This is a genomic window from Pedobacter riviphilus (assembly GCF_014692875.1).
Lineage (GTDB): Bacteria > Bacteroidota > Bacteroidia > Sphingobacteriales > Sphingobacteriaceae > Pedobacter > Pedobacter riviphilus.
The window spans coordinates 5,240,718-5,265,512 of record NZ_CP061171.1 but is presented as its reverse complement, the minus strand read 5'-3'; the positions used below and the strand labels follow the sequence as shown (position 1 = coordinate 5,265,512).

General features: G+C 37.7%; 24 protein-coding genes. 9 read left to right on the top strand and 15 right to left on the bottom strand.

Going from position 1 to position 24,795, the window contains the following annotated elements:
* Positions 1–62: 62 nt before the first annotated feature.
* On the top strand, positions 63–1,067 hold the full coding sequence (locus H9N25_RS21730; protein WP_190327210.1) for a glycosyltransferase family 2 protein: 1,005 nt from the start codon (positions 63–65) through the stop codon (positions 1,065–1,067).
* 2 nt (positions 1,068–1,069) lie between these two features.
* Here H9N25_RS21730 and H9N25_RS21725 read toward each other — a convergent pair whose 3' ends face one another.
* From H9N25_RS21725 to H9N25_RS21695, 7 genes are all read right to left on the bottom strand, one after another.
* Positions 1,070–1,498, bottom strand: coding sequence for a hypothetical protein (locus H9N25_RS21725; RefSeq protein WP_190327209.1), 429 nt, complete (start codon positions 1,496–1,498; stop codon positions 1,070–1,072).
* Positions 1,499–1,695: 197 nt separating this feature from the next.
* Positions 1,696–2,157: an acyltransferase family protein gene (locus tag H9N25_RS21720; protein WP_190327208.1), complete on the bottom strand. Its 462-nt coding sequence runs from the start codon at positions 2,155–2,157 to the stop codon at positions 1,696–1,698.
* 405 nt (positions 2,158–2,562) lie between these two features.
* Positions 2,563–2,844: a DUF4143 domain-containing protein gene (locus H9N25_RS21715; protein WP_223833472.1), complete on the bottom strand. Its 282-nt coding sequence runs from the start codon at positions 2,842–2,844 to the stop codon at positions 2,563–2,565.
* A gap of 64 nt (positions 2,845–2,908) precedes the next feature.
* A complete protein-coding gene (gene infB / locus H9N25_RS21710; RefSeq protein ID WP_190327206.1) occupies positions 2,909–6,001 on the bottom strand; it encodes a translation initiation factor IF-2 in 3,093 nt (1,030 codons plus the stop codon).
* A gap of 62 nt (positions 6,002–6,063) precedes the next feature.
* Positions 6,064–7,308, bottom strand: a complete 1,245-nt coding sequence (nusA, locus tag H9N25_RS21705) for a transcription termination factor NusA (protein ID WP_167296166.1) — start codon at positions 7,306–7,308, stop codon at positions 6,064–6,066.
* 2 nt (positions 7,309–7,310) lie between these two features.
* Positions 7,311–7,775: a ribosome assembly cofactor RimP gene (gene rimP / locus H9N25_RS21700; RefSeq protein WP_167296165.1), complete on the bottom strand. Its 465-nt coding sequence runs from the start codon at positions 7,773–7,775 to the stop codon at positions 7,311–7,313.
* A 121-nt stretch (positions 7,776–7,896) separates the two neighbouring features.
* The gene (locus tag H9N25_RS21695; RefSeq protein WP_190327205.1) at positions 7,897–8,328 is read right to left on the bottom strand and encodes a hypothetical protein; all 432 of its coding nucleotides are present in this window, start codon (positions 8,326–8,328) and stop codon (positions 7,897–7,899) included.
* An 18-nt stretch (positions 8,329–8,346) separates the two neighbouring features.
* On the opposite strand from H9N25_RS21695, the gene H9N25_RS21690 reads away from it, so the two are divergent.
* Positions 8,347–8,691: a phage holin family protein gene (locus H9N25_RS21690; RefSeq protein WP_167296163.1), complete on the top strand. Its 345-nt coding sequence runs from the start codon at positions 8,347–8,349 to the stop codon at positions 8,689–8,691.
* Between the two features lie 65 nt (positions 8,692–8,756).
* Here H9N25_RS21690 and H9N25_RS21685 read toward each other — a convergent pair whose 3' ends face one another.
* The 4 genes from H9N25_RS21685 to panC form a co-directional block, all read right to left on the bottom strand.
* Positions 8,757–9,896: an acyl-CoA dehydrogenase gene (locus H9N25_RS21685; RefSeq protein WP_190327204.1), complete on the bottom strand. Its 1,140-nt coding sequence runs from the start codon at positions 9,894–9,896 to the stop codon at positions 8,757–8,759.
* 314 nt (positions 9,897–10,210) lie between these two features.
* Positions 10,211–11,188, bottom strand: a complete 978-nt coding sequence (locus H9N25_RS21680; RefSeq protein ID WP_167296159.1) for a lysylphosphatidylglycerol synthase transmembrane domain-containing protein — start codon at positions 11,186–11,188, stop codon at positions 10,211–10,213.
* Positions 11,189–11,192: 4 nt separating this feature from the next.
* Positions 11,193–11,543, bottom strand: a complete 351-nt coding sequence (panD, locus tag H9N25_RS21675; RefSeq protein WP_055909206.1) for an aspartate 1-decarboxylase — start codon at positions 11,541–11,543, stop codon at positions 11,193–11,195.
* Positions 11,544–11,703: 160 nt separating this feature from the next.
* A complete protein-coding gene (gene panC, locus H9N25_RS21670) occupies positions 11,704–12,549 on the bottom strand; it encodes a pantoate--beta-alanine ligase (protein WP_167296158.1) in 846 nt (281 codons plus the stop codon).
* A 149-nt stretch (positions 12,550–12,698) separates the two neighbouring features.
* Here panC and H9N25_RS21665 point away from each other — a divergent pair, with 149 nt between their 5' ends.
* Entirely contained in the window at positions 12,699–13,523 is an 825-nt protein-coding gene (locus H9N25_RS21665; protein WP_223833471.1) for a glycogen/starch synthase, read from the top strand.
* A 22-nt stretch (positions 13,524–13,545) separates the two neighbouring features.
* The gene (locus H9N25_RS21660; RefSeq protein ID WP_190327203.1) at positions 13,546–14,976 is read left to right on the top strand and encodes a DUF4270 domain-containing protein; all 1,431 of its coding nucleotides are present in this window, start codon (positions 13,546–13,548) and stop codon (positions 14,974–14,976) included.
* 132 nt (positions 14,977–15,108) lie between these two features.
* Here the strand turns inward: H9N25_RS21660 and H9N25_RS21655 are convergent, their stop codons facing one another.
* Positions 15,109–15,546 (bottom strand): single-stranded DNA-binding protein, encoded by a 438-nt coding sequence (locus H9N25_RS21655; protein WP_167296155.1) that lies wholly within the window; start codon positions 15,544–15,546, stop codon positions 15,109–15,111.
* A 56-nt stretch (positions 15,547–15,602) separates the two neighbouring features.
* The gene (gene mutY / locus H9N25_RS21650) at positions 15,603–16,664 is read right to left on the bottom strand and encodes an A/G-specific adenine glycosylase (protein WP_190327202.1); all 1,062 of its coding nucleotides are present in this window, start codon (positions 16,662–16,664) and stop codon (positions 15,603–15,605) included.
* 170 nt (positions 16,665–16,834) lie between these two features.
* Between mutY and H9N25_RS21645 the strand changes: the two genes are divergently transcribed.
* The 5 genes from H9N25_RS21645 (at position 16,835) to H9N25_RS21625 (ending at position 22,416) form a co-directional block, all read left to right on the top strand.
* On the top strand, positions 16,835–17,137 hold the full coding sequence (locus tag H9N25_RS21645) for an HU family DNA-binding protein (RefSeq protein WP_025143406.1): 303 nt from the start codon (positions 16,835–16,837) through the stop codon (positions 17,135–17,137).
* A gap of 9 nt (positions 17,138–17,146) precedes the next feature.
* On the top strand, positions 17,147–18,025 hold the full coding sequence (locus H9N25_RS21640; RefSeq protein ID WP_167296153.1) for a tetratricopeptide repeat protein: 879 nt from the start codon (positions 17,147–17,149) through the stop codon (positions 18,023–18,025).
* A 278-nt stretch (positions 18,026–18,303) separates the two neighbouring features.
* Complete coding sequence (locus H9N25_RS21635; RefSeq protein ID WP_167296152.1) at positions 18,304–19,854, top strand: Rne/Rng family ribonuclease; 1,551 nt, start codon at positions 18,304–18,306, stop codon at positions 19,852–19,854.
* 396 nt (positions 19,855–20,250) lie between these two features.
* Positions 20,251–21,627: a DNA repair protein RadA gene (radA, locus tag H9N25_RS21630; RefSeq protein ID WP_190327201.1), complete on the top strand. Its 1,377-nt coding sequence runs from the start codon at positions 20,251–20,253 to the stop codon at positions 21,625–21,627.
* A 324-nt stretch (positions 21,628–21,951) separates the two neighbouring features.
* Positions 21,952–22,416 (top strand): DUF4920 domain-containing protein, encoded by a 465-nt coding sequence (locus H9N25_RS21625; RefSeq protein ID WP_169502631.1) that lies wholly within the window; start codon positions 21,952–21,954, stop codon positions 22,414–22,416.
* A gap of 168 nt (positions 22,417–22,584) precedes the next feature.
* Here the strand turns inward: H9N25_RS21625 and H9N25_RS21620 are convergent, their stop codons facing one another.
* On the bottom strand, positions 22,585–23,649 hold the full coding sequence (locus H9N25_RS21620) for a branched-chain amino acid aminotransferase (protein ID WP_167296149.1): 1,065 nt from the start codon (positions 23,647–23,649) through the stop codon (positions 22,585–22,587).
* Positions 23,650–23,794: 145 nt separating this feature from the next.
* Complete coding sequence (locus H9N25_RS21615; RefSeq protein WP_190327200.1) at positions 23,795–24,760, bottom strand: tryptophan 2,3-dioxygenase family protein; 966 nt, start codon at positions 24,758–24,760, stop codon at positions 23,795–23,797.
* Positions 24,761–24,795 lie beyond the last annotated feature (35 nt).

Sequence of the window (24,795 nt, the reverse complement as noted above, 5' to 3'; positions counted from 1 at the left end):
CGTTCGTTATCTCTTATTTTAGCGAACCAAGGCTAGAAAAATTATAAACAACAAGAAAAATAATGGGAAAACCTATAATAACTGTTTTTATGGCCGCATATAATCAGGCTAATTATATCGAACAATCTATAAACAGCATATTAACCCAAAGTTTTTCTGATTTCGAATTGATTGTTGTGAACGATGGTTCTACTGACCATACTGCTGCTATTGTTGATTCTTTTAATGATAGTAGAATCAGATTGGTACACAATGACGGAAATAAGGGATTAATTTATACCCGCAACCGCTTGTTAACACTTGCACGGGGCGAATATATAGCTATATTGGATGCTGATGATATTGCGCATTCAGATCGTCTGAAAATCCAATACCACTTTCTTTTGGCTAACCCAGAAATTGCGCTATGTGGAGGTCATGCCTCAATTATCGACGACCAGAATAATAAAACTGGAGATAAGCTAATGGTGCCAATCAATTACGTTGATTTGTTTATGTTATTCGGCAATCCTTTTGTAAATTCTACAACGATGTTCAAAACCAGTGCTTTTATCAGCATAAATGGCTATCAAAATTATAGTATATCAGAAGATTTCGATCTATTTATAAGAATGTCTGAAAAGTATAAAGTCGCTAATCTAGATAATACCCTTATCGATTACCGTATACACAGTAACAATACTTCTACACTAAATACTGATACAAGGCTAGCAAATGAAAGAAAGATCATTAGCCATATGCAAGAGCGCATAGGTTTGCTTTATAACGAAAGATGGCTAAACCTACATGTAGAATTATTTAATTGGGCGCTTAACAAAAAGCACTTAAATGATTATTTGCTCCTATTCTATGAGCTTACACTAGCCAACAAGATTTCCAAAAGATATAATCCAGAAATATTTAATCGGTATTTATTTAATAAATGGATAGCGATTTTAACATCCAGTCAAATTGATGAATTTACGCTAAAATGGTATCTAAAAAGCAAGATACTTGAAACCGCTTACTTCAGTTTTAAAAAATTTAGACGGGCACTTAAAAACAGTATTAAAACAGTTTTGAACTAAAGCTATTGTCCAACAGTCCATTTCATTTTGGTTTTAATAATTAACGCAGATAGCAAATAGCTAACAGAATATGCTATGATAAACCGAATGATTAACACAGCAGTATTCTCGAGCACATTATAATGCTGAACATCTAATTTCAGTGGTTGGAAAATCAAAGGCAAAAACCTTTCTATAACAATACTATGTAACAAGTAGATTCCGAAGGTAGTTTCGCGGGGCTTAAGGCGATCGAGTATTTTAATATTTCCTATTTTTAACAGAACACCAAATGCCACAAATGAATAGATAATATTGGATATTCTCAGTGTATTATAGGCATCTTTACTTCCTAATTCAATCAGGTGTACCGATTCCCAAATTCCTAAAGCAAAGGTTAAAATCAATAAAAGCCCCCATGTTACCCATCGGGTACTTTTTACAAACTTCATTACTGCTGCATAGTATTTGTTTAAATATACCCCCAGCCACAGATAAAAAACAAAACCGAATAAAGCCGATGTATGCGTTGTTTCGAACCAATTAAAATATAAATTTACACTATATACAAGAGAAATGATGCCGAAGCATATACCTAGCCAATAATTGTAAAGGTATTTTTTAAATAACAATAATAAACTAATACAGATTAAAAATTAAGGATAAACCAATAAGGGCTAAAAAATAGCACCCTAAAAACAAAGTCAGAAATATAGGCCCCAAAATCGGTAAACATTAAATCTCTATCGCTTCCTTTGCTATGGGCAACCCATCTATCCAACATTGTAACGGCAATAAAAACAAACATCCAAAAAAGCCATGGCCTTACCGTATTTTTGAATCTGTTTTTCAGGTATTGACCCGCTGAATATTCCTGAAATTTATGGTTTATCAAGAAACCACCAATTAAGAAAAATGCTATTGTGGAGAATTTAAAAAACTGTATCACACCTGCTTCAGTAATGGTTGAACTCAATGTATTATACATCGGTGCCTGAACTATGTGGCTGTGTTCAAATACAATACCCATCATGGAGATACACCTAATGGTGTTAACAAAATCAAAATTCTTTTTTACAGGCGTAACTTCTTTCGTTAATTCAGTATTCATTCAATGTTTTGGTAGTTGATGGGCAAATATCTATAAAAAAGAGAGTCCTGAATTAATTCAGGACTCTTTTAACATTTATGTACGTAAAATATTACAGTAATAATCAACTATATCGTATGATTCAAATACTTTAACTTAACATCATTTTCTTAATAGAAATAGAATCAAGCATAAATTCAGTCCTTGTTCCTGTAGTTGGTGAAACAATTTTTTCTTCACTTATGATTGGTTTGTCTTTTTTACAGCTGATGTCGCAATTAAATAAAATTGCCGATTTATATGATATGCCGATTTACGAGATCATCATACAATCTGATTTTAAAAAGAACAAAATAATTTCTCTTCAACAAAAAGGGCATCAATATTATTGATGCCGATAAGTTGGTTTATCTTTCCATTAACAAGCTATAACCTGATAGCCGCTATCGAATTATTTTTTGTCAGTATCTTACAAACACATCCTAAATCGAAATCAGGATAGGCTCCCAGAAATTTTTTATACTTGGTTGGCTTAAGCTGAACATCGTTATACTTCACCTTATAAGCAATTCCCTTGTTTAAGTGTTTTTCTACAATAAAATCTACTTCGTTACCATCGGCAGTACGCCAAATGTGCAGATGAGCGGCATAGTAAAGCTGCCTCAATTTGAGCAGCAACTTAAAATTATCGGATATTTTTAAGGTCAAAAATTTATTAGCACAAAAAAAGTGGCCTTAAAAGGCCACTTAAGAATATATTTCTTTTAAAGAATTACAGTTTTCTAGCTATTTCTACTTGTTCGTAAGCTTCTACGATATCGCCAACTTCGATGTTGTTAAAGTTCTGGATGTTTAAACCACACTCGTAACCTTTACTAACCTCTTTCACATCATCTTTAAAGCGTTTTAACGATGCCAGTTCACCTGTATACACTACAACACCATCTCTAACGATACGGATCTTGCTGTTGCGGGTAATCTTACCATCCAATACCATACAACCTGCAATGGTACCCACTTTAGTGATTTTGAATGTTTCGCGGATCTCAACGTTAGCCACAATTTTCTCTTCAAATTCTGGATCTAACATACCTTCCATCGCCGATTTAATCTCGTTGATTGCATCGTAGATGATAGAATATAAACGGATATCAATCTGCTCCGCTTCTGCAAGTTTACGTGCACCTGTTGATGGACGAACCTGGAAACCAATGATAATCGCATCAGAAGCTGAAGCTAGCAATACATCAGACTCTGAAATCTGACCAACACCCTTACTGATGATATTGATCTGAATCTGCTCAGTTGATAATTTCAACAATGAATCGGCTAAAGCTTCGATCGAACCATCCACATCACCTTTAACAATGATGTTAAGCTCTTTAAAGTTACCGATAGCTAAACGACGACCGATCTCATCCAATGTAATGTGTTTCTGTGTACGTAATCCCTGCTCGCGTTGTAACTGCATCCGTTTGTTTGCAATATCACGTGCTTCGGTTTCACTTTCTAAAGCATTAAATCGATCACCTGCTGTAGGTGCACCTTGCATACCCAACACCTGTACTGGTTGTGATGGACCTGCTGATTCTACTTTAGCACCACGCTCATTGGTTAATGCTTTTACACGTCCGCTGTAACTACCTGCTAAGATTGGATCTCCAACTCTTAATGTACCTGCCTGAACCAATACCGTAGTTACAATACCACGTCCTTTATCTAAAGCCGACTCAATTACAGTACCTGTAGCTCTCTTATTCGGATTTGCTTTCAGTTCTAATAATTCAGCTTCTAATAATACTTTATCTAAAAGTAAATCAACATTTAAGCCACTTTTGCTTGAGATTTCCTGCGACTGATATTTACCGCCCCAATCTTCAACCAAGATATTCATTACTGATAATTGCTCGCGTACTTTATCTGCATTTGCACCTGGTTTATCTACTTTAGTGAAAGCAAATACCAATGGTACACCTGCTGCCTGCGCGTGATTAATCGCCTCTTTTGTTTGAGGCATCACTGCATCATCCGCAGCAATAACAATAATGGCAATATCTGCCGCCTTAGCACCACGTGCACGCATCGCCGTAAAGGCTTCGTGACCTGGTGTATCTAAGAAAGTTACTTTTTTACCAGAAGGAGTAGTTACCATGTAAGCACCAATGTGCTGGGTAATACCACCCGCTTCACCAGCTACCACATTCGCTTTACGGATATAATCCAGCAACGAGGTTTTACCATGATCTACGTGCCCCATAATCGTAACAACCGGAGCTCTTTCGATTAAATCTTCTTCGTTATCTTCTTCCTCAATTACATTATCTTCTTCTTCATCTGGTTTAACGAATTGGATTTCGTAACCAAACTCATCGGCAACAATGGTTAAGGTCTCAGCATCTAAACGTTGATTAATGGAAACGAACATACCAAGGCTCATACAAGTACCAATAATTTTGGTAACCGGTACATCCATCATGCTCGCTAACTCATTAGCCGTAACAAATTCTGTTACTTTTAATATTTTCGATTGCGATTCAAGCTCGTTTGCGGCCTCTTCTGCATTTGATGCTACATCATCACGTTTCTGACGACGTAATTTAGCACGCTGTGCAAATTTACCCGATTTACCCGCACCACTTAAACGAGCAAGTGTTGCTTTGATCTGATCTTGAATTTCTTTCTCAGTAGGTTCTTCTTTAGGTCCGCTTGGTGTAGCATTCCTATTTTGGAAACCTGGTCTGTTATTGTTGTTATTCCTATTTCCTTGATAAGGAGTTCCGCCTTGTCCGGCTGGTCTGTTACCTTGGTATGGTGTACCACCAGCTGGTCTGTTACCTTGATAAGGTTGACGAGGCTGTCCTGGCGCGCCGCCCTGGCCCTGACCTGCAGGATTATTCTGTCCTTGCTGGCCTTGACCACCATGTTGGCCTTGTTGACCAGGAGCTCCAGGTGTTTTTTTGCGTTTACGCTTACGTTTAGCGGCTTCACTATCGCTAGATGATGCTACCGGACCGTTTCTTCTATCTGGAGTTGTTGGCAAAACAATTTTACCAATAATATTCGGACCAGTTAATTTAACGGTACGTGCTTTGATAACCTCAGGCTCGTTATTTACCGGTTTTTCTTCAGCTGGTTTTTCTTCCACTTTAGGTTGTTCAACTGGTTTTACTGGCTCAGTTGCTTTAACCACTGGTGTTTCTGCAACTGGTGCAGGTGCAACAGGAGCTTCTTCCTTTTTAACCTCAACCGGTTTTTCTTCCACTTTAGGTTGTTCAACTGGCTTTACAGGTTCTGGCGCTTTAACCACTGGCGGTTCTACAACAGGCGCTGGTGCAGCAGGTGTTTCTTCTTTCTTAGCCGGGCGTGTTTTTGAGTTAAGATCATTTAAATCGATCTTTCCTACAATTTTAACTCCTGGTAGTCCGGTCTCTTCAACTTTACCTTCTGCCTTAGTTTCTTTTACTGGCTCTACTGCTGCCGCAGGTGCTGGTGTTGGCGTTTCTACCTTAGGTGTTTCTACAACCTTTGGTTTCTCTACCGGAGGGGTAAATGATTGAGCATTTTTAATTAAAATCTCTTCATTTTTCTCAAAATCGGTATTTTTCTTCGGCGCTTCTACTGGCTTTTCAGTCTCAGGCTCGTCACGACGTATTTTACCAATCACTATTTGTTTGGCTTCTTCTCTTACGATCTTATCTCCCTGATACTCTTTTAATAAGGCATTATACATGTCTCCCGTAAGTTTAAACATAGGGCTCTTCTCGGCAGAGAATCCCTTTTTGTTTAAAAACTCAACGGCCGTACCCATGCCTATATTAAGTTCTTTAATAGCTTTAATTAAAATGATTGGTTTGTCGTCTGACATTTAGCTCCTGTTATTGTTTTTTATTTAATACAAAAGTAGTGTTTATTTGGCAATTACACCACTTATTCAAATTCTGACTTCAAAATTTGAACCACTTCTTTAATGGTTTCCTCTTCAAGGTCGGTGCGTTTTACCAAATCTTCCACTGTAAGTGCTAATACACTTTTAGCAGTATCGCAACCGATAGCCTTTAATTCATCAATGATCCAGCTATCAATCTCATCTGAGAATTCTTCTAAATCAACATCCTCATCGCTTTCTTCTCCAGCTTCACGGTATACATCAATTTCGTAACCGGTTAATTTACCAGCCAGTTTAATATTGTGTCCGCCACGTCCAATTGCCAATGAAACCTGATCTGGTTTTAAGTAAACCGATGCATGTTTGGTTTCATCATCTAATTTAATGGAAGTGATTTTTGCCGGGCTCAAAGCACGGGTAATGTATAATGAAATGTTATTAGTGAAGTTAATCACATCAATATTTTCGTTTTTCAACTCGCGAACGATACCGTGGATACGTGATCCCTTCATACCTACACATGCTCCAACCGGATCGATACGGTCATCGTACGATTCAACAGCAACTTTAGCACGTTCTCCTGGTTCACGAACAATTTTCTTAACGGTAATTAAACCATCGAAAATTTCTGGAACCTCCTGTTCGAACAGGCGCTGCAAAAATTCTGGTGCTGTTCTCGAAATGATAATTTTCGGGTTAGCATTGATCATTTCCACTTTAGAGATTACTGCTCTTACAGAATCGCCTTTTTTGAAATAATCAGCAGGAATCTGCTCTGTTTTAGGCATTAAAAGTTCGTTACCTTCATCATCTAAAACCAAAGTTTCTTTCTTCCAAACCTGATAAACCTCACCAGTTACAATTTCGCCTACCCTGTCTTTATATTTTTTGAAGATTTCATCTTTCTCCAATTCCAATACTTTAGATACCAAAGTCTGGCGGGCAGCTAAAATTGCCCTACGGCCAAAACTTTCTAAGGTAATCTGTTCTACATAATCATCACCAACTTCTAAAGTGTTATCCAATTTAGAAACTTCAGCAAGCTCGATCTCTAAATCATCATCCTCAGAAAAACCATCCTCCATTACTTTCCTCGTTCTCCAGATCTCCAAATCTCCGTTATCCGGATTCACGATCACATCACAGTTTTCATCTGTTCCGTATTTTTTACGCAACATGCTACGAAAAACTTCTTCCAGCACACTGATCACCGTTGGGCGATCTATATTTTTGAAATCTTTAAACTCTTGAAAAGAGTCGATCAAATTAATTGTTGTAGTACTCATTTTTACTTAAATGAAATTAACACACTTGTTTCTAATATATCATTAAACGGAACATCTGTTTGAATTGCTACCGCCTTTTTCCCTTTTTCTTTAACCGATTCTTCAATCAGCAGATTATTTTCTGTAACTGCCAGCAGTTTTCCTTCTTTTTTCAACCCTTCTTTTAGCTTAATGCTTACCGTACGGCCAATATTTTTATTGTACTGGCGGATTAATTTCAAAGGCTCACCAACACCGGGCGAAGAAACTTCTAAATTATAAGCCTGCTCTATCACGTTTTCTTCTTCGAGATGAAAACCAACATGCCTACTAATGGCTACACAATCCTGTATGCTAATACCTTCGTCGCCATCAACATGGATAATTAGTTTGTTGTTTGGCAACATTTTCACCTCCACCAGAAACAGCTCTGGCCGATCTGCTATTTTTTCCTCAACGAGGGCTGCAACTCTCTTTTCTACCTGCATATTTTAACCTGATTTCATAGAAAAAGGGGACACTGTCCCCTTCTCTTTTCTTCGATTACGATGCAAATGTAGTAATTTTTTAGAAAAAATCAAACACCTGTACTAATTATTATGCTGATTATTACCGTTTAAGTGTTTGTTGCTGTGCTTTTAAATTCTGCTTACCATCCCCCCTAATCAGATCGCCAACAGTTGCAAATTTTATTCCGATGTAACTCTCAACCAGATATTCTTTACCCTTAAGAAAAGGCTGATCGGGATTAAATACGACTGAATCGCCCAGTACCTTAACCTTGCCAGGCACTTCCAGTTCATCCTGTATACTGTCTAAATCGCCCGGTTTTATCAAAACAGAAACCAAATTAAGTGTGTCTGCATTAGCCCTATAGGCATTTTTAACCTGTAAGAGGCTCGCCTCATCAATATTTTTAATTATTATTGATGAACTATCTCTCGAAAACTTAATTATTGGTCTGTTGTTTGTATTTGAACATGAAGGTGCAAATAAGACAACAGCAATTGCGGCCAGGTATTTAAAAAAGCATTTAAACATTTACAAAAATAAACAATTATGAGATTTATTATCGAAATCCTTTTAACAGGACTGGCGTTTTTTATAGGCGCAAAGCTAGTACCAGGGGTAGCTATTGATGGCTTCGGAAATGCCATTATCGCCTCAGTGCTGATTGCACTTGCAAACGCAACGATTGGATTCATCCTAAGGCTGTTAACTTTTCCAATCAATTTCTTAACGCTTGGACTGGTATCATTTATCATTACCGTTTTGATGATCTTATTGGTTGATAATATGATGACCTCTTTTAACACTTCGGGCTTTATTGCAGCTGCGTTTTTGGCAATTGTAGTAGCTTTGATTAAAGCGGTATTTAGTGCTGTAGTTGGGGAGAAGGAATAGTCTTGAGTCCAGAGTCGGCAGTCTTGAGTCAATTAGACTAAGGACTACCGACTTCAGACTGAGGACTAACGAATCACTTCTCTCGATATCACCATTTTCTGGATCTCAGAAGTTCCTTCGTAAATCTGGGTAATTTTAGCATCGCGCATTAAACGCTCTACATGGTATTCTTTTACAAAACCATAACCGCCATGCACCTGTACAGCTTCAATAGTTACATCCATAGCCACTTTTGAAGCAAACAGTTTGGCCATAGAACCAGCCTGAGTGTAAGGCAAGCCCTGATCTTTTAACCATGCTGCCTTATAAACCAATAATCTGGCAGCTTCAATCTGCGTAGCCATATCGGCCAGTTTAAAAGCAATAGCCTGATGTTCAGAAATTGGTTTCCCGAATGACTTACGTTCTTTAGCATACTGTGTAGCTAACTCGAAAGCACCTTGTGCAATACCCAAAGCCTGGGCGGCAATACCGATCCTTCCCCCTTCTAATGTTTTCATGGCAAACTTAAAACCGAAGCCATCTTCACCAATCCTATTTTCTTTCGGCACTTTAACATCATTAAACATCAACGAATGTGTGTCAGATCCGCGGATGCCGAGTTTATTTTCTTTTGGTCCAACGGTAAAACCTTCCATTCCCTTTTCTACAATAAAAGCGTTTATACCTTTATGCTTTAATTCAGGATGAGTTTGTGCAATCACCAGGTAAGTTGATGCAGTACCACCATTGGTAATCCAGTTTTTTGTACCATTTAGTAAATAATAATCGCCCTTATCCTCTGCAGTTGTGCGTTGTGAGGTAGCATCAGAACCAGCCTCGGGCTCCGACAAACAAAAAGCACCGATTTTTTCTCCCGCAGCCAATGGTTTTAAATATTTTTCTTTTTGGGCTTCACTACCATAGGCCTCTAATCCATAACAAACCAATGAGTTGTTTACCGAAACCACTACAGAGGCAGAAGCATCGATTTTAGAAAGCTCTTCCATTACCAAAACATAAGAAATGGCATCGAGTCCGCTTCCGTTATATTTTTCGCTCACCATCATCCCCAAGAAACCAAGCTCTCCAAGTTTTTTTACCTGCTCTGCCGGAAATTTCTGATGTTCGTCTCTTTCAATTACCCCAGGCTTTAATTCTTGCTGCGCAAAATCGCGGGCAGCCTGCTGGATCATTAATTGCTCTTCAGTTAATTCAAAATGCATAACATTTATGTATAAAAGGTTAGTAAATCAAATGTAGCATTTCTGATTGAAATTACTATGGCTGCATAGTAATTTATTTTATCTCGTGGTACTTTTATAATTTATTAAACAATCTTAAAAAAGGAGAAAAACTTATAGACAGCATAAGGATTAAGACGGATCTTCTTCGGACTTTCATCGGACCTTATTGGGATCTCAGACGGAATTATTAGAATTATGCCCAAAGAAAACCCGTCTTATATCCAATTTAATTTTCTTTAACCGGTTAAGCTAATACCCCTTATAGTAGCCTTATCAGAACATGGAGAATAAACTTATAGCGTTCTATTGAATAAGATCTTACACAGGCTCAGGCTGCCTAAAATTAAAATAAGCAGTACCTGCGAAGAGTGAATAATGGTTGAGTAAGCCAGCCCATCTTTAAAAGAAATGGAATAAAGTACCAGCGACTGGGCAACCATCCAGTGGAAAACACCAATACCACCCTGAACAGGGGCTGCCATAGCAAAGCCAGAGAAAACAATTGCAGTAAATGCAGCATTAAAATGTAATCCCGAAGTAGCTTGAATAGATGAAAAGGCGAAATACATAGAAAGTGAGTAGAAAAGCCATATCCCTAGTGTATAAGTTAAAAATAATCCTTTTCGTTTTAACTTACTGTACGAGCCAAATCCCTGGCGCAGACTTACAAAAATGCGTAAGAATTTTTTACTAAATTTTTGACGGAGAAAATATATTGCAACAGCAACGAGCAGCAGAATAACGATACCCAAACCAACCAACCACAAATAGTTAATCGCACTTAATTTTTTAACAAGATTAAGATATATGGTTTGATAAAGAAAATCGGCTACAATATCATACTGAAAAACCAGCATCGCCAAACTGGTAAGAAAAAGCATCAGCACATCAAATAGCCGCTCGGTAATTACGGTACCTATAGAAGCAAACATGGGCACCTTTTCGGCTTTTTGGATAACCGAACAGCGGCCAATCTCTCCGAAGCGCGGTAAAGCGAGGTTAGCCAGATAGCCGATCATTACGGCATGGTAGGCATTCCAGAAACTCACCTTGTAATGAATGGATTTATACAGCATTTGCCATCGCAAAGCACGTAACACATGAGCAATCCATACTGCAAATGCAGAAGTAATTACCCAAAAGTAGTTGGCGGTTTTAATTTCCTGCCAGATCTTTCCTAAATCCTGACCTCTAAAAGCTAAATATAAAACCCCTATCCCGATTAAAAACAGGATGATATATTTTAGCGCTGTTTTGAGGTCGAATATCACAAGGTTATTTTAGCAAGTGGTTATTATCGTCAGGGAAAACCAATATTGGATTGTATTTTTTGGCTTCTTCTATCGGCAATGAGCCGTAAGACATAATGATGAGAATGTCGCCTAGTTGTGCCAAACGGGCTGTTGCACCATTTAAACAGATGGTTCCGGTACCGCGTTCGCCTTTAATTACATAAGTTTCGAAACGTGCACCATTATTATTATTTACAATCTGCACCTTTTCATTAGCGATAATGTTAGCTGCATCCATCAAATCTTCATCTATCGTAATACTGCCTACGTAGTTCAATTCGGCTTGTGTTACCTTAACACGGTGTATTTTCGATTTTAATATTGTGATAACCATTCGGCAAAGTTAGTAATCAGTTTGGAGTTTTCAGTCATCAGTTTGGAGTTTCTAGAAAGCTGAAAGACCAAAGCTTAAAGCTAAAAGAAAGAACCACACAAAGAACACCAAGAAAGATTTTTTCAGCTGGCTTTGGATTCTTGATACTGATGTCTTGATTCTATTTAATTATCATATTATCGATCAGCCTGGTCGAACCTACTTTTGCAGCAACGAGTGCAATCAGGTTATTTTCATGTTTTGATTTGGCTGGTTCTAGCGTATCGCCATTTGCTATTGTAAAATAATCGAGTTCCACGCCATCTATATTATGGTAGAATGATTTGGCCTTATCTTCTAATTCTGACAGTGAATATTCGTTAAAATGATCGATAACGAACTGCAGCGATTTACTCAGCACGAGCGAATGCTTGCGATCATCGGCCGATAAATGGATATTTCGGCTGCTCATGGCTAAACCATCGGCTTCGCGGATAATCGGACAGGTAATAATAGTAATAGGCAGCTTAAAATAAGCCAGCATATTCTTAATCATTAATACCTGCTGGAAATCTTTTTGTCCGAACATGGCCACATCGGGTTCAACAGCATCAAACAATTTTTTTACAATCTGCGTTACGCCCTGATAATGGCCTTTCCTAAATTCGCCTTCCAATAGAAATTCGGCATTCCCCAAATCAATGTGCCAGGCCTCATCGGCCCCGGCAGGATACATCTCATCTACATTAGGCATAAACACCCCGTTACAACCAACATCTGCTAACATAGCTAAATCATGCTCTATAGGGCGCGGGTATTTCTCTAAATCTTTAGGGTCTGTAAATTGCGTTGGATTTACAAAAATGCTACAGATAATGATATCGGCATTCTGTTGAGCCAGTTTTATCAACGATATGTGGCCATTATGCAAGGCACCCATGGTAGGCACAAGTGCTATTTTTTTACCTGATGCTTTTAAGGGTTTTAAAAAAGCCTTAAGCGCTGCTTTGGTTTTAAATATTTCCAATTTGGACAAACTAAATTAAAGCCGTAAAGGTGTAAATTAATCTAAACGAAACCAAACAAATGCTTGCTATATTGATAAATAGTATTATTATGCTTACCTTTGCAGCTCATTATCTTTTATTTAACTTAATATTTTCTTAGAATATGGAGATGGCAAAAACGAAGCTGCTGATTGTTACACACGAGATGTCGCCTTTCCTCGAGCTTACTAAAATTTCTGAAATCACACGCCAATTACCACAAGCAATGCAAGAAAAAGGATTCGAAATCCGTATCTTGATGCCTAAATTTGGCAACATCAACGAAAGAAGAAATCGTTTACACGAAGTAATCCGCTTATCAGGAATGAACATCATTATCGATGACAACGATAATCCTTTAATCATTAAAGTAGCCTCCATCCCAGCTGCACGCATGCAAGTTTATTTCTTAGACAATGAAGAATATTTCCAGCGCAAACAAGTATTTAGAGATGCGAGCGGAAAATTCTTCGACGACAACGACGAGCGTACGATTTTCTTCTGTAAAGGTGCATTGGAAACTGTTAAAAAATTAGGCTGGGCGCCAGATATCGTTCACTGTCATGGATGGATGAGCGCATTAGTCCCTGCTTATATTAAAACGACTTATAAAAACGATCCTACTTTTAAAAATTCTAAAGTAGTATATTCTATTTATGAGGACGGCTTTACGGAGAAATTAAATGCTAATTTTTCTAAGAAAGCAGTAATGGCCAATATGACTGAAGATGATACGAAAGCATTCTTACCATCTGATTGCGACAGCATGCACATTGGCGCGATAACACACTCAGATGCAGTAGTTTTAGCAGATGAAAACCTAGATAAAGATGTGTTAAAATTTGTTAAAGATTCCAATAAGCCAACATTAGCTTTTAACTTAACCGAGAATTTCGAAAACTTCTATACTTTTTATGAAGAAATTTCGAATGATGAACTGGTTTCACTTGCTTAATTAAGGTATTATTATTTTAAATATGAAATTTACAAAACAAGACTTATTAACCCTGTTGATAGGTCTTTTTCTTTTTGCATCATGCAAAAATCCCGATGGTGTGGGTTTAGATGTTGATCCGTCTACAGCCATTACCGGAACCTTGGTCGTATCTCCGGTTAAGTCTCAACTTGTACAAGAAGATCCTGCCAATACCTATGGATTAAACCGTTATCCGCTGGGATATATGGTAGACCCTGTCTTTGGAAAAACCGAAGCCGCTTTAGCATTAACGGTTTACCCGGTGAGTACAAGTTACGATTTCGGTACTTCTCCTGTATTAGACTCGGCAGTTTTGGTATTAAAAATTGATACAACATCTACATTAACCAAATTTTACGGTGATACCACCAATTCTAAATACAGTATTGATGTTTATCAGTTAGCCAATAAGGTTACTACTTATAAAAGCTCTGATGTACAATCGATTAACAATACGCTTTTAGGTAACTTTACGGGTAAGCTGGCGCCAAATACCAAAAGAAAAGTATTAGATATTGTTCCAGGCAAAGCTGATACCTTAAAAACCGTGCCTGCGCAGATTAGAATCCCTTTAAACAAGGCATTTATACAAAATGCCATATTAAACTTAGGTACTGCAGGAACTGCAACAGACACTAAATTTATAGAATCATTTAAAGGTTTATACGCACAGATTAATAAAACCTCTTCTACTGGTGTTGGAGGGATTGCATTTATTAACTTTTCGGGAGCTGACTCTTACCTTCAACTGGTTTGGAAAAAAACCAACTCATCAAACGGTGTAGATACTACAAGTGTAAATTTCCCTATCGGAAGGATGGTTACGAATGGTGCACAAACGGCAAATGTAATTTCCGGTATTGCTGCTAATATTAAACACGATTATGCCGGAACACCCGTACAGGATCAGATTACAACCCCAAATCCTTCGGCTCCATATAGCGTAACTTATTTACAAGGTTTAGCTGGCGTAAAAACCAAGTTAACGTTCCCAGAATTGACAAATTTTAAGGGTACTTACGGGAAAGCAATTATCAATAAGGCAGAATTAGTAGTAGAGCTAGGTGAAAGTGCGCCAGCATACCCTTTTAATGCCGCACAGCGACTTTCTTTATATCGTTGGGATATTGCCCATCAAGCTGCCGATATACCTGATTATACCACATTTTCAAGCAGTGCTTCTGGTGGGGCAGCACTATTTGGCGGTTATTTCGATTCGTTAAAGAAACGTTATATCTTTATTGTAACCAGCTATGTTCAGAGCCTGATTGATAAAAATATTGAAGATTACGGCACATTTTTAGCCCCTACATCTTATACCGACTTTCAGAGAGTATCCAGTGCCACATCTGCTGAAAGATCGATTATAGGTGCTAGCGATGCAACTGCAAATAAGATAAAGCTAAATATTTACTACACTAAAATTAATTAACTATTTTAGTATTGATCAAAAAACTCCTGCCAACAAAACCGGCAGGAGTTTTTTTTTGCATCTTCATTTTAGCGCATAAAAAAAGCTACCTCTCATCAGGTAGCTTTTTTTTATTCATTTAAGCCCTTAAAATTAAAACGGAAGATCTCCATTTTCATCTGATGGGCCAATTGTAAATTCATCATCAATTTTAGTCTCAGCGCTTTGATGCGTTGGTGTTGTTGGACTTTGCTCGAAATCACTTTTTCTACCCAACATGGTAAAGTTTTCTGCTACAATCTCTGTTACATATTTTTTAACCTTTTCTTTATCTTCAAAGGATCTCGTTCTTAGCTTGCCTTCTATATAAACCAACTTTCCTTTCTGCAGGTATTTGGAAGCTACTTCAGCCAATCCCCGCCATAACACAATATTGTGCCATTCTGTTTGTTCTACTCTCTTACCGTCTTTGTTGTATGTTTCCGATGTAGCTAATGGAAAGCTGGCTACTGTTACGCCACCGTCTAAATGTCGCACTTCAGGGTCTTTGCCTAAGTGGCCTACTAAAATAACTTTGTTAATCCCAGACATAAATATTTTTGGTTAGTTGTTTCGTTTTGTAAATGCGCACCGAATAAGATGGTTAGTTACTCCATTTTGTCTTTATAAAAATATTCCAGAACAAAATCATGGATTACTTTTGGTTGCGGTAACTCATCTAACTTAGTTAAAGAAACCCAATTAAGTTCCTTTTGCTTACTAAAGTTAAATATATAATTTTTTAATGCAAAAAATTGTATATGGATAATTTGGTGTGTTAATATATGTTTTTGGGTTTTTATAAATGCAAAATCGGCCTTATTTCCGAATACAGATTTTACCTGATCGACGAATGATGAATTGCTCCACTCGTATTTTTCGGTTGTTTCTAAACTGGGGAAATCATATAAGTGCTGCCATATATCTCCCGCTTGTCTCTCCCTGATTAATACTTTATCATCTTCAACACAAATAAAATAATTAAGGTACCGGTGTTTTTGCTCGGCTTTTCGAATTTTAACCGGAAGTACATTTACCAGGCCGTGGTTATAAGCATAACACTCCTGGCTAAGCGGGCAAATGCCGCAATTGGGCGATTTTGGTTTACACTGCATGGCCCCAAACTCCATAATAGCCTGATTATATAAGGCAGGGTCTTCTTTATACAGCAAATCATTAGCTAATGTATAAAACTCTTTTTTTCCGGCTGGAGTGTTTATTGGCGTAGCTGAACCATAAAACCTGGAGAGCACCCGAAATACGTTTCCATCTACCACAGCACGTGCTTCACCAGATGAAAAAGAAGAGATTGCGGCAGCTGTATACTCTCCAATTCCTTTCAATTTTAAGAGTTCATCATGTAGATTTGGGAAGATTCCCTGGTAATCTTTCACTACAATCTGAGCAGTTGCATGCATATTCCTACCTCTCGAGTAATAACCCAAGCCCTGCCAAAGCTTTAAAACTTTGGCCTCGGTAGCATTGGCAAAATCTGCAACGGTAGGAAAATTTTCTAAAAACCTATTAAAGTACGGGAGCCCTTGTTCTACCCGTGTTTGCTGTAATATAACCTCTGATAACCAGATGGTATAAGCATCATTGGTATGCCTCCAGGGCAAATCTCTTTTGTTTATCAGGTACCAATTGATGAGTTCATTTTGAAATGTCATTGCTGCAAATTACGGTCTATTTATCCGATTAAAAAAAAACTTGCAATTGCCTGATAAGTCTAGTGATAAAAAAATCATCTTTTATTTCCCTATCTCATTAAAAAGCAATACTTTTGCAACCCCAAAACAGTAGTAATATTAAAACATAATAATATAATAAATAATAAAATATGACTAAGGCAGATATTATTTCAGAAATATCAACAAAAACCGGAATTGAGAAGGTTGATGTACAGGAAACAGTTGAGGCATTTTTCAAGGTTATCAAAACCAGCATGATTGGCGGTGAAAATGTATACGTTAGAGGCTTCGGAAGCTTTGTTGTTAAAAAGAGAGCGCAAAAAACTGCGAGAAATATCTCAAAAAACACTGCAATAATTATCCCAGAACACTTCGTACCTAGCTTTAAACCAGCAAAAGTATTTGTTGATAAAGTGAAAAGTAATTCAAAAAAAATTAACGTAGAAGCCTAAGTCTTATATATGAATAGCAACATCAGATCTAAACAAACCATTGTTATTGGAGCGATTGTATTACTTGTTGCATTCTTATTTACAAGAGACATTAAGGGTTTGGTTAAACCAACAGAAGAAAATGGAAAAATGCCTTCAAGTGGCCCAATGGCCGGAGCAGGTTCTCCATCAACAACCTCGGTACTAAACCTCGAAACTTCATCTACTGCTGCAAAAAATGTAATCAATAAAAATTTGGCTACAGATATTACAGCTTTAGAAAACAGCTACAAAGGCGCAAACGGTGCAGAAAAGATTGAACTTGCTAAACAACTGGCTCAGAAATGGGACGATGTTGAACAAATTACTCCGTCTGCACTGTATTTAGAAATTGTGGCCGAAGGCGAACCATCATCAAAATCGTGGTTAGCTGCCGGTAATCAATTTATAAAAGCTTTTGAAAGCACACAAGATAGCATCGCGCAGCCTGTTTTATTGCAGAAAGCCAATCTATCTTATAAAAATGCGTTAGAGAAAGACTCTACAAACATTGAGGCTAAAACAGGCTTAGGTGTAACTATTGTAAACGGCTTAGGCGCACCAATGCAGGGTATTGCAATGTTGTTAGAAGTTGTTGCCAAAGAACCTAAAAATGTAAAGGCGAATATGAATTTAGGGTTGTTCTCGATAAAATCAGGTCAGTTTGATAAAGCAATTCCTCGTTTTAACACCGTAATTGCCGTTGCTCCAACCCCTGAAGCCTATTTTTATTTAGGAACAGCTTTAGAAAATTTAGGCAGAAATAAAGAAGCAGTAAATGCTTACCTATCAAGCAAAAAATTAGCGGCTAACTCAACCTTATCTTCATTCATTGATAAGAAGGTGGCTGAACTAAAGAATAAAAATTAATTAACAGATTAATAAAAACATTTAAAACTTAAAACTATGCCAAGCGGTAAAAAAAGAAAGAGACATAAAATGGCTACCCACAAACGTAAAAAACGTTTAAGAAAAAACAGACATAAGAAAAAATAGTTTCTTATTTTGATAAAGCCAGTTAAACCTCATAGTAAGCACTATGAGGTTTAAATAATTATATGATTTTTTTATTGTATGCTTTTTGGCTATATCACTGTTTTTATTTACTATCCATTTGTTAATAGGCGAAAGCCTTAAATCTGTAGCTGTTGGTAAAAGAATTAATTATCAATTCGACTCCTGCCGGAGTTACCATAGCGTTGATTGAAGACAAACAACTTGTTGAGCTTCACAAAGAACAAATCAATACTAACTACGCCGTAGGCGATATTTATTTAGGCCGCATTAAAAAAATTATGCCTGGACTGAATGCTGCTTTCGTGGATGTTGGTTATGAAAAAGATGCTTTTTTGCATTACTTTGATTTGGGCCCTCAGGTGCAATCTTTAATTAAGCTAACGAAGATCAAGCGTAATGGCTCGGTTACAGGCACATTATTAGATAATTTAAAGCTAGAAGCCGATATTAATAAGGCAGGCAAAATTTCTGATGTGCTGAGTAAAAACATGCTCCTACCTGTACAAATTGCTAAAGAACCAATTTCTACAAAAGGTCCGCGTTTAAGTTCCGACATTTCGATTGCCGGCAGGTATGTGGTACTGGTGCCATTCTCCAATACCATATCTGTATCAAAAAAAATTAAAAGTAATACCGAACGTAATCGTTTAAAAAAGATTATTGAAAGTATTAAACCTCAAAATTTTGGGGTTATTATCAGAACCGTTTCTGAAGGCCGAGGGGTTGCCGAAATGCAAAAAGATCTTTTAGATTTAATTGCTAAGTGGGAAAACTTCATTAAAAAAGTGCCATCTACCGAGCCTTCAAAAAGAGTTTGGGGAGAAATGGACAGATCATCAACGTTAATCCGTGATATTCTGAACCCTGATTTTACAAACGTTTACGTAAGTACACCAGAGCTGTACGATGATATCCGTTCTTATGTTCACGATATTTCTCCTGAAATGGAAAAAATCGTTAAACTGTACAAACAGAAAGAACCCATCTTCGATCATTTTGGTGTAGAAAAGCAGATTAAAAATGCTTTCGGAAAAACAGTAAACTTACCAGGTGGTGCTTACCTTGTTGTAGAGCATACTGAAGCACTCCACGTGATAGACGTGAACAGTGGAAACCGTACTGCCAGTAAAGAAAATCAAGAAGAGAATGCTTTACAGGTAAACAAAGAGGCGGCTAAAGAAATTGCCCGTCAACTGCGCTTGCGCGATATGGGCGGTATTGTGGTAATCGATTTTATCGATATGCACAAACCAACAAACCGTAAAATACTATTCGATTATTTGCGTGAGCTGATGTTATTGGATAGAGCCAAACACACTATTTTGCCTCCAAGCAAATTTGGTTTGGTACAAATTACCAGACAACGTGTTCGTCCGGAAATGAATATTGTTACGGTAGAAAAATGCCCGGCCTGCGATGGGACCGGAGAAATTAAAGCGAGTATCGTTTTAATGGATGATATTGAGAACAACCTTAATTATATCTTAAGAGAGCAGAATGAAAAAGGCGTAACACTTTGCGTACACCCATACATCGAAGCTTACATTACAAAAGGCATTTTCAACCTTCAACGCCGCTGGTTCTTTAAATATGGCCAATGGATTAAAGTTAAGGCACAATCATCATATTATTTAACCGAGTTTCACTTCATCTCTGCAAAAGATGAAGAGATTAAATTATAACTCAAAACTCATTTAGCAGAAAGCCTGGATTTTTTAAATCCGGGCTTTTCTTGTTTAAGCATATTCAAACCTGCAATATTAATTAAGCGACTCGCTAAGTTGCGCTCAGATGACTTAGGCGGTCAATATTTTTGGAAAACAACTGTCCAGTGCGTTTTGGTCACTTAGCCCCGCTATACCTCCAAGTCCTCACTCATTCTTCGCTCCGGGCTTTCCGTTCTATCAGGTTTATCAACAATGGCGCTGCATTTCATAGTGATGTTTCAAACCCCGCAGGTTTTGAAAACCTGCGGGGTTTGAAGTAAAATGCAATTCGGGCAAAGGATTAATTGTTCAAAAAAATAAAAACACTTTCAATCCTGAAAGGTTAAATTCGTAATCTAAAATTTTAATCAATTGGCAAAATCGAAAAGTGCATTTTTCTGTCAGAGCTGCGGCTACGAATCGGCAAAATGGTTGGGTAAATGTCCATCATGTAACCAATGGAATACCTTTGTTGAAGAGATCGTAGAGAAAAGCCCGGCATCGGTACCTACCTGGAAAACCGACAATACCAGCCGAAAGCTTAGCAAACCGAGTAAGGTAGACGAGATTCAATCATCAACAGAACGTAGAATACTAACTGGCGATAAAGAGCTCGATCGCGTATTGGGCGGTGGACTGGTAGAAGGTTCGCTTGTTTTAATTGGTGGCGAACCGGGCATCGGCAAATCGACCTTAATGCTGCAACTGGCTTTAAATTTAAAAGGCAAAAAGCTGCTCTATATCTCTGGTGAAGAAAGCGAACAACAGATTAAAATGCGGGCCGAACGGATTAAAGAAAGTCCATCATCTGATTGCTATATCCTAACTGAGACTTCGACCCAGAATATTTTTAAGCAGGTCGAGATCCTTGAGCCTGAAATCCTGGTGGTTGATTCGATTCAAACATTGCACTCCGCACATATCGATTCAACGCCTGGCAGCGTATCGCAGGTAAGGGAATGTACCGCAGAACTATTACGTTTTGCAAAAGAAACCGGTGTGCCGGTTTTTTTAATTGGCCATATCACTAAAGATGGTGCTATTGCAGGGCCTAAAATACTCGAGCACATGGTTGATACGGTTTTGCAATTTGAAGGCGACAGGCACCATGTTTATCGCATTTTAAGATCTATCAAAAATCGATTTGGTGCAGCAGCAGAATTGGGTATCTACGAAATGCAAGGCAGTGGCTTAAGAGAAGTTTCCAATCCTTCTGAAATCTTGTTATCACAGCGAGACGAAGAGTTGAGCGGAATTGCTATAGCTGCCACTTTAGAAGGCGCCAGGCCGATGTTAATCGAAACACAAGCCTTGGTAAGCTCAGCTGCATATGGCACCCCTCAGCGCTCTGCAACAGGCTTTGATACCAAGAGAATGAATATGCTCTTAGCTGTTTTAGAAAAACGTTGCGGCTTTCGGTTAAGTACGCAAGATGTTTTCTTAAATATCGCCGGTGGAATTAGAGTTGAAGATCCTGCGATTGACCTGGCTATATTAATTGCCATTATATCATCGCATCAGGATATCCCAGTGTCTTCAAAAAATTGTTTTGCTGCAGAGGTAGGTCTATCTGGAGAAATAAGAGCAGTAAACAGAATCGAACAACGCATTGCTGAAGCAGATAAATTGGGTTTCGAAACCATTTACATCTCTAAATACAATTTGAAAGGCATTGCAACAGAAAAATACAACCTTGAGATTAAAGCAGTGAGTAAAATAGAAGAAGTATTCGGTCTTGTTTTTGGATAAAAAAGGAGTGGGGAAATAACTCAACAACATTCCTCACAAAGAAGATAATATTCTACGTTTCTACAACATCTTTGATTATTAATAAAACCAGCATAAAAAAAATAACTTACTGAATACAAGAATATTAATCATAACCAAAGCAAAGATTAAAGTTTTGGTTTTTGGTTTGCCTATAAAATTAATATGTAAATCATAGAATTTGATTTATACAATTATAGGGATGATTTTCCTCGTTAACGGATGTTAGCGAGGATTTTTTGTTTTCACTACTTAGAAAAATTTTAAATAACTTTGAGTAGATCATAACCGGATAATTATAAAATCATGAAAAAAATCATTCTAAGTTTGGGCTTCTGCCTATTTACGGCATTTTCATTTGCCCAAACCGCATATACTGGTCAAAAATTTGGAGAAGAAGTTAAACCAGGCGATGTAAAACCAGCTGCAAAAATGGAAGCTGCTATGGGTGATAAAAAAACTGTCGATATGAAAATCGAAGGTAAGGTAGTAGATGTATGTAAGAAAAAAGGCTGTTGGATGACATTAGAAATGCCTAATGGCGATCCAATGCGGGTAACTTTTAAAGATTACGCTTTCTTTATGCCAATGGATATTGTTGGCAAAAAAGTGGTTTTGGATGGCTTAGCGAAGAAACAGACCATCTCAGTAGAAACTTTACGCCATTATGCCGAAGACGCTAAAAAATCTCCTGAAGAAGTAGCTAAAATTACCGATCCTAAAAAGGAACTGGCATTCGAAGCCAAAGGCGTGGTGATTTTGGATAAATAAGAATATCCTCTTCCCACTATCGTTACCCTGAACCGAGCCTTAGCGAGCTCACCGAAGGTAATTTATTTCAGGGTCTTAAGATGCTGAAATAAATTCAGCATGACGATAATACAAAAAAAGAAACCCCGATGCAGAATATACATCGGGGTTTCTTTTTAAGGTTTCGTATTATAAAACCCAGTTCCAACCAAATTCATCAGGTGCTAAGCCGTAACGGATATCGTTCAGTTTTTTAGCAATACCATTAGAAATATGTCTTGTTGATGGATCAGTTAATTTATAGATCTGACCGTTATAGCCCATTTCGCCTATATGCGTTACTGTAGCTGCAGTTCCTGCGGCAAAAGCTTCGGTTAAGCTTCCGTTTTCGATTCCTTCAATTACTTCTTTAACAGAAACCCTGCGTTCTTCTACTTCTATCCCAGCATCTTTAGCCAATTTAATAATGGTATCACGCGTTACACCATCTAAAACAGTACTGCGAACTGATGGCGTAACCAGTTTACCATTAATTACAAAAAGCAAGTTGGCTGTTCCAGCTTCTTCAATAAACTCATGTGTTACCGAATCTGTCCAGATCAATTGATCGTAGCCTTCTTTTTTAGCCTGCTCGAAAGGATATAACGAACGCGCATAATTTCCAGCAGTTTTGGCAAAACCCACACCACCTTCGTCTGCACGGGTAAATTCAGTTTCGATTTTAACTTTTAATGCATTGCTGTAATATGGACCAGTTGGTGTAGTTAACAAAGCAAATTTATAGGTATCAGATGCCTTAACACCTAAATAGGGATCCATTGCAAACATTACCGGACGGATATATAAAGCATAATCTTCCTGATTAGGTACCCATTTCTCATCAACGTTAATCAATGCAGCCAAACCTTGCATAAAAATTTCTTCGGGAATGCCTGGCATCGACATTCTCGCTGCTGATTTGTTAAAACGTTCGAAGTTTTTATCAGCACGGAAGACACTAATTTTTCCGTTTGGCTGGCGATAAGCCTTTAATCCTTCGAAAATTGCCTGTCCGTAATGAAGTGCGGAAATTGCAGGGCTCATCGGAATCGGCCCATAAGGAAGAATCTGTAAATTTTTCCACTCGCCATCTTCATAGTCGGCAGTAAACATGTGATCGGTAAAAACCTTACCGAACGGTAATTGTGAAAAATCAGTAACAGTCAAACGTGTTTGATCTGTTTTAGTGATTTTTATATCTAATGTCTCGGTCATTGTATTTGAATTTTGAATGGATGAATGATCGAATGATTGAGTGTTCTCCCCACTCATTCTCTAATTCAATAACTCACTCATTCTGTCATTAATTATTTTGCGCAAATTAAGAAAAAACAGGCTTTTTTAATAGCTTTTTGCAATATTAATCTTTGTTTTTGAGTGTTTTAAGTACACTAAGCACCCAGCCTTTACCCCACTCTTCCATTTGCACATCGGTCCATAGAAACGGATAAAAGATTCTCTTCTGAAAACGCGGAGGCAGATACTTTTGCCAGTTAGTTCCACCAGTTGCAGCAATATCAACGGGATCTTTCTCTAAATAACGTACAGCCGATTTGTAGTGCGACAACGGCCATTCTACATTTACATATAAATCCAGCTTACGTAATTCTTCAGCAAGGGCAGAAACATCGGCTCCATTGGCCTGTAATTGATGATATAAAGCCGAGAAGTTAGTTAAAGTACGGTCTTTGGCCAGTTGCAAAAATTGAACTGAATACTTTTTAATAAATTGCTTTAGGGTTAAAGTTTGCTTGCCCGAAGCCAGTTCTGTTGCACCGAATTTCCAATAAATATTTTCGAATTGTTCTTCTATTGTTGCGGTACTTAGTTCTTCTCGTTTTGTTTTGTCTACTAATCGGATGAAATCTGTAGCACAGATCTCGATCATCCGGTACTGGCCTGACTGGAATCCACTGGCAGGTAATAACGACATCCGGAATTTCAGGAACTGTTCTTTCTCCATACCATCAACCATCACCTCAAAAGAGGTAGTTAAGGCATTAAAATAAGCATTGATCCGTTTTACCCGTGCAGTAAAAAATTCGACAGTCAAATTTTCATGCTCCGCAATCTGCCTGCATTCGTGCAGTGCAAGTTTAAAATAAAGTTCGGTAATCTGGTGGTACATGATGAAAATCTCTTCATCAGGTATTGGTGTTTTAGGATTCTGCAAACTCAGCAAAGTATCCAAATGAATGTAATCCCAATAGGTTAAGAAATCGGCATATAAAAGTCCATCGAGGTACGATGCCATATCTTGCCCCATTGCTGTGTACTTTTCCTGTAGTTGGTGGAGTTTGTCTTTTATTTCGGGTGTAAAATCCATGGTTTAAAGTTAGCTGCACAAAGGTGATAAAGATT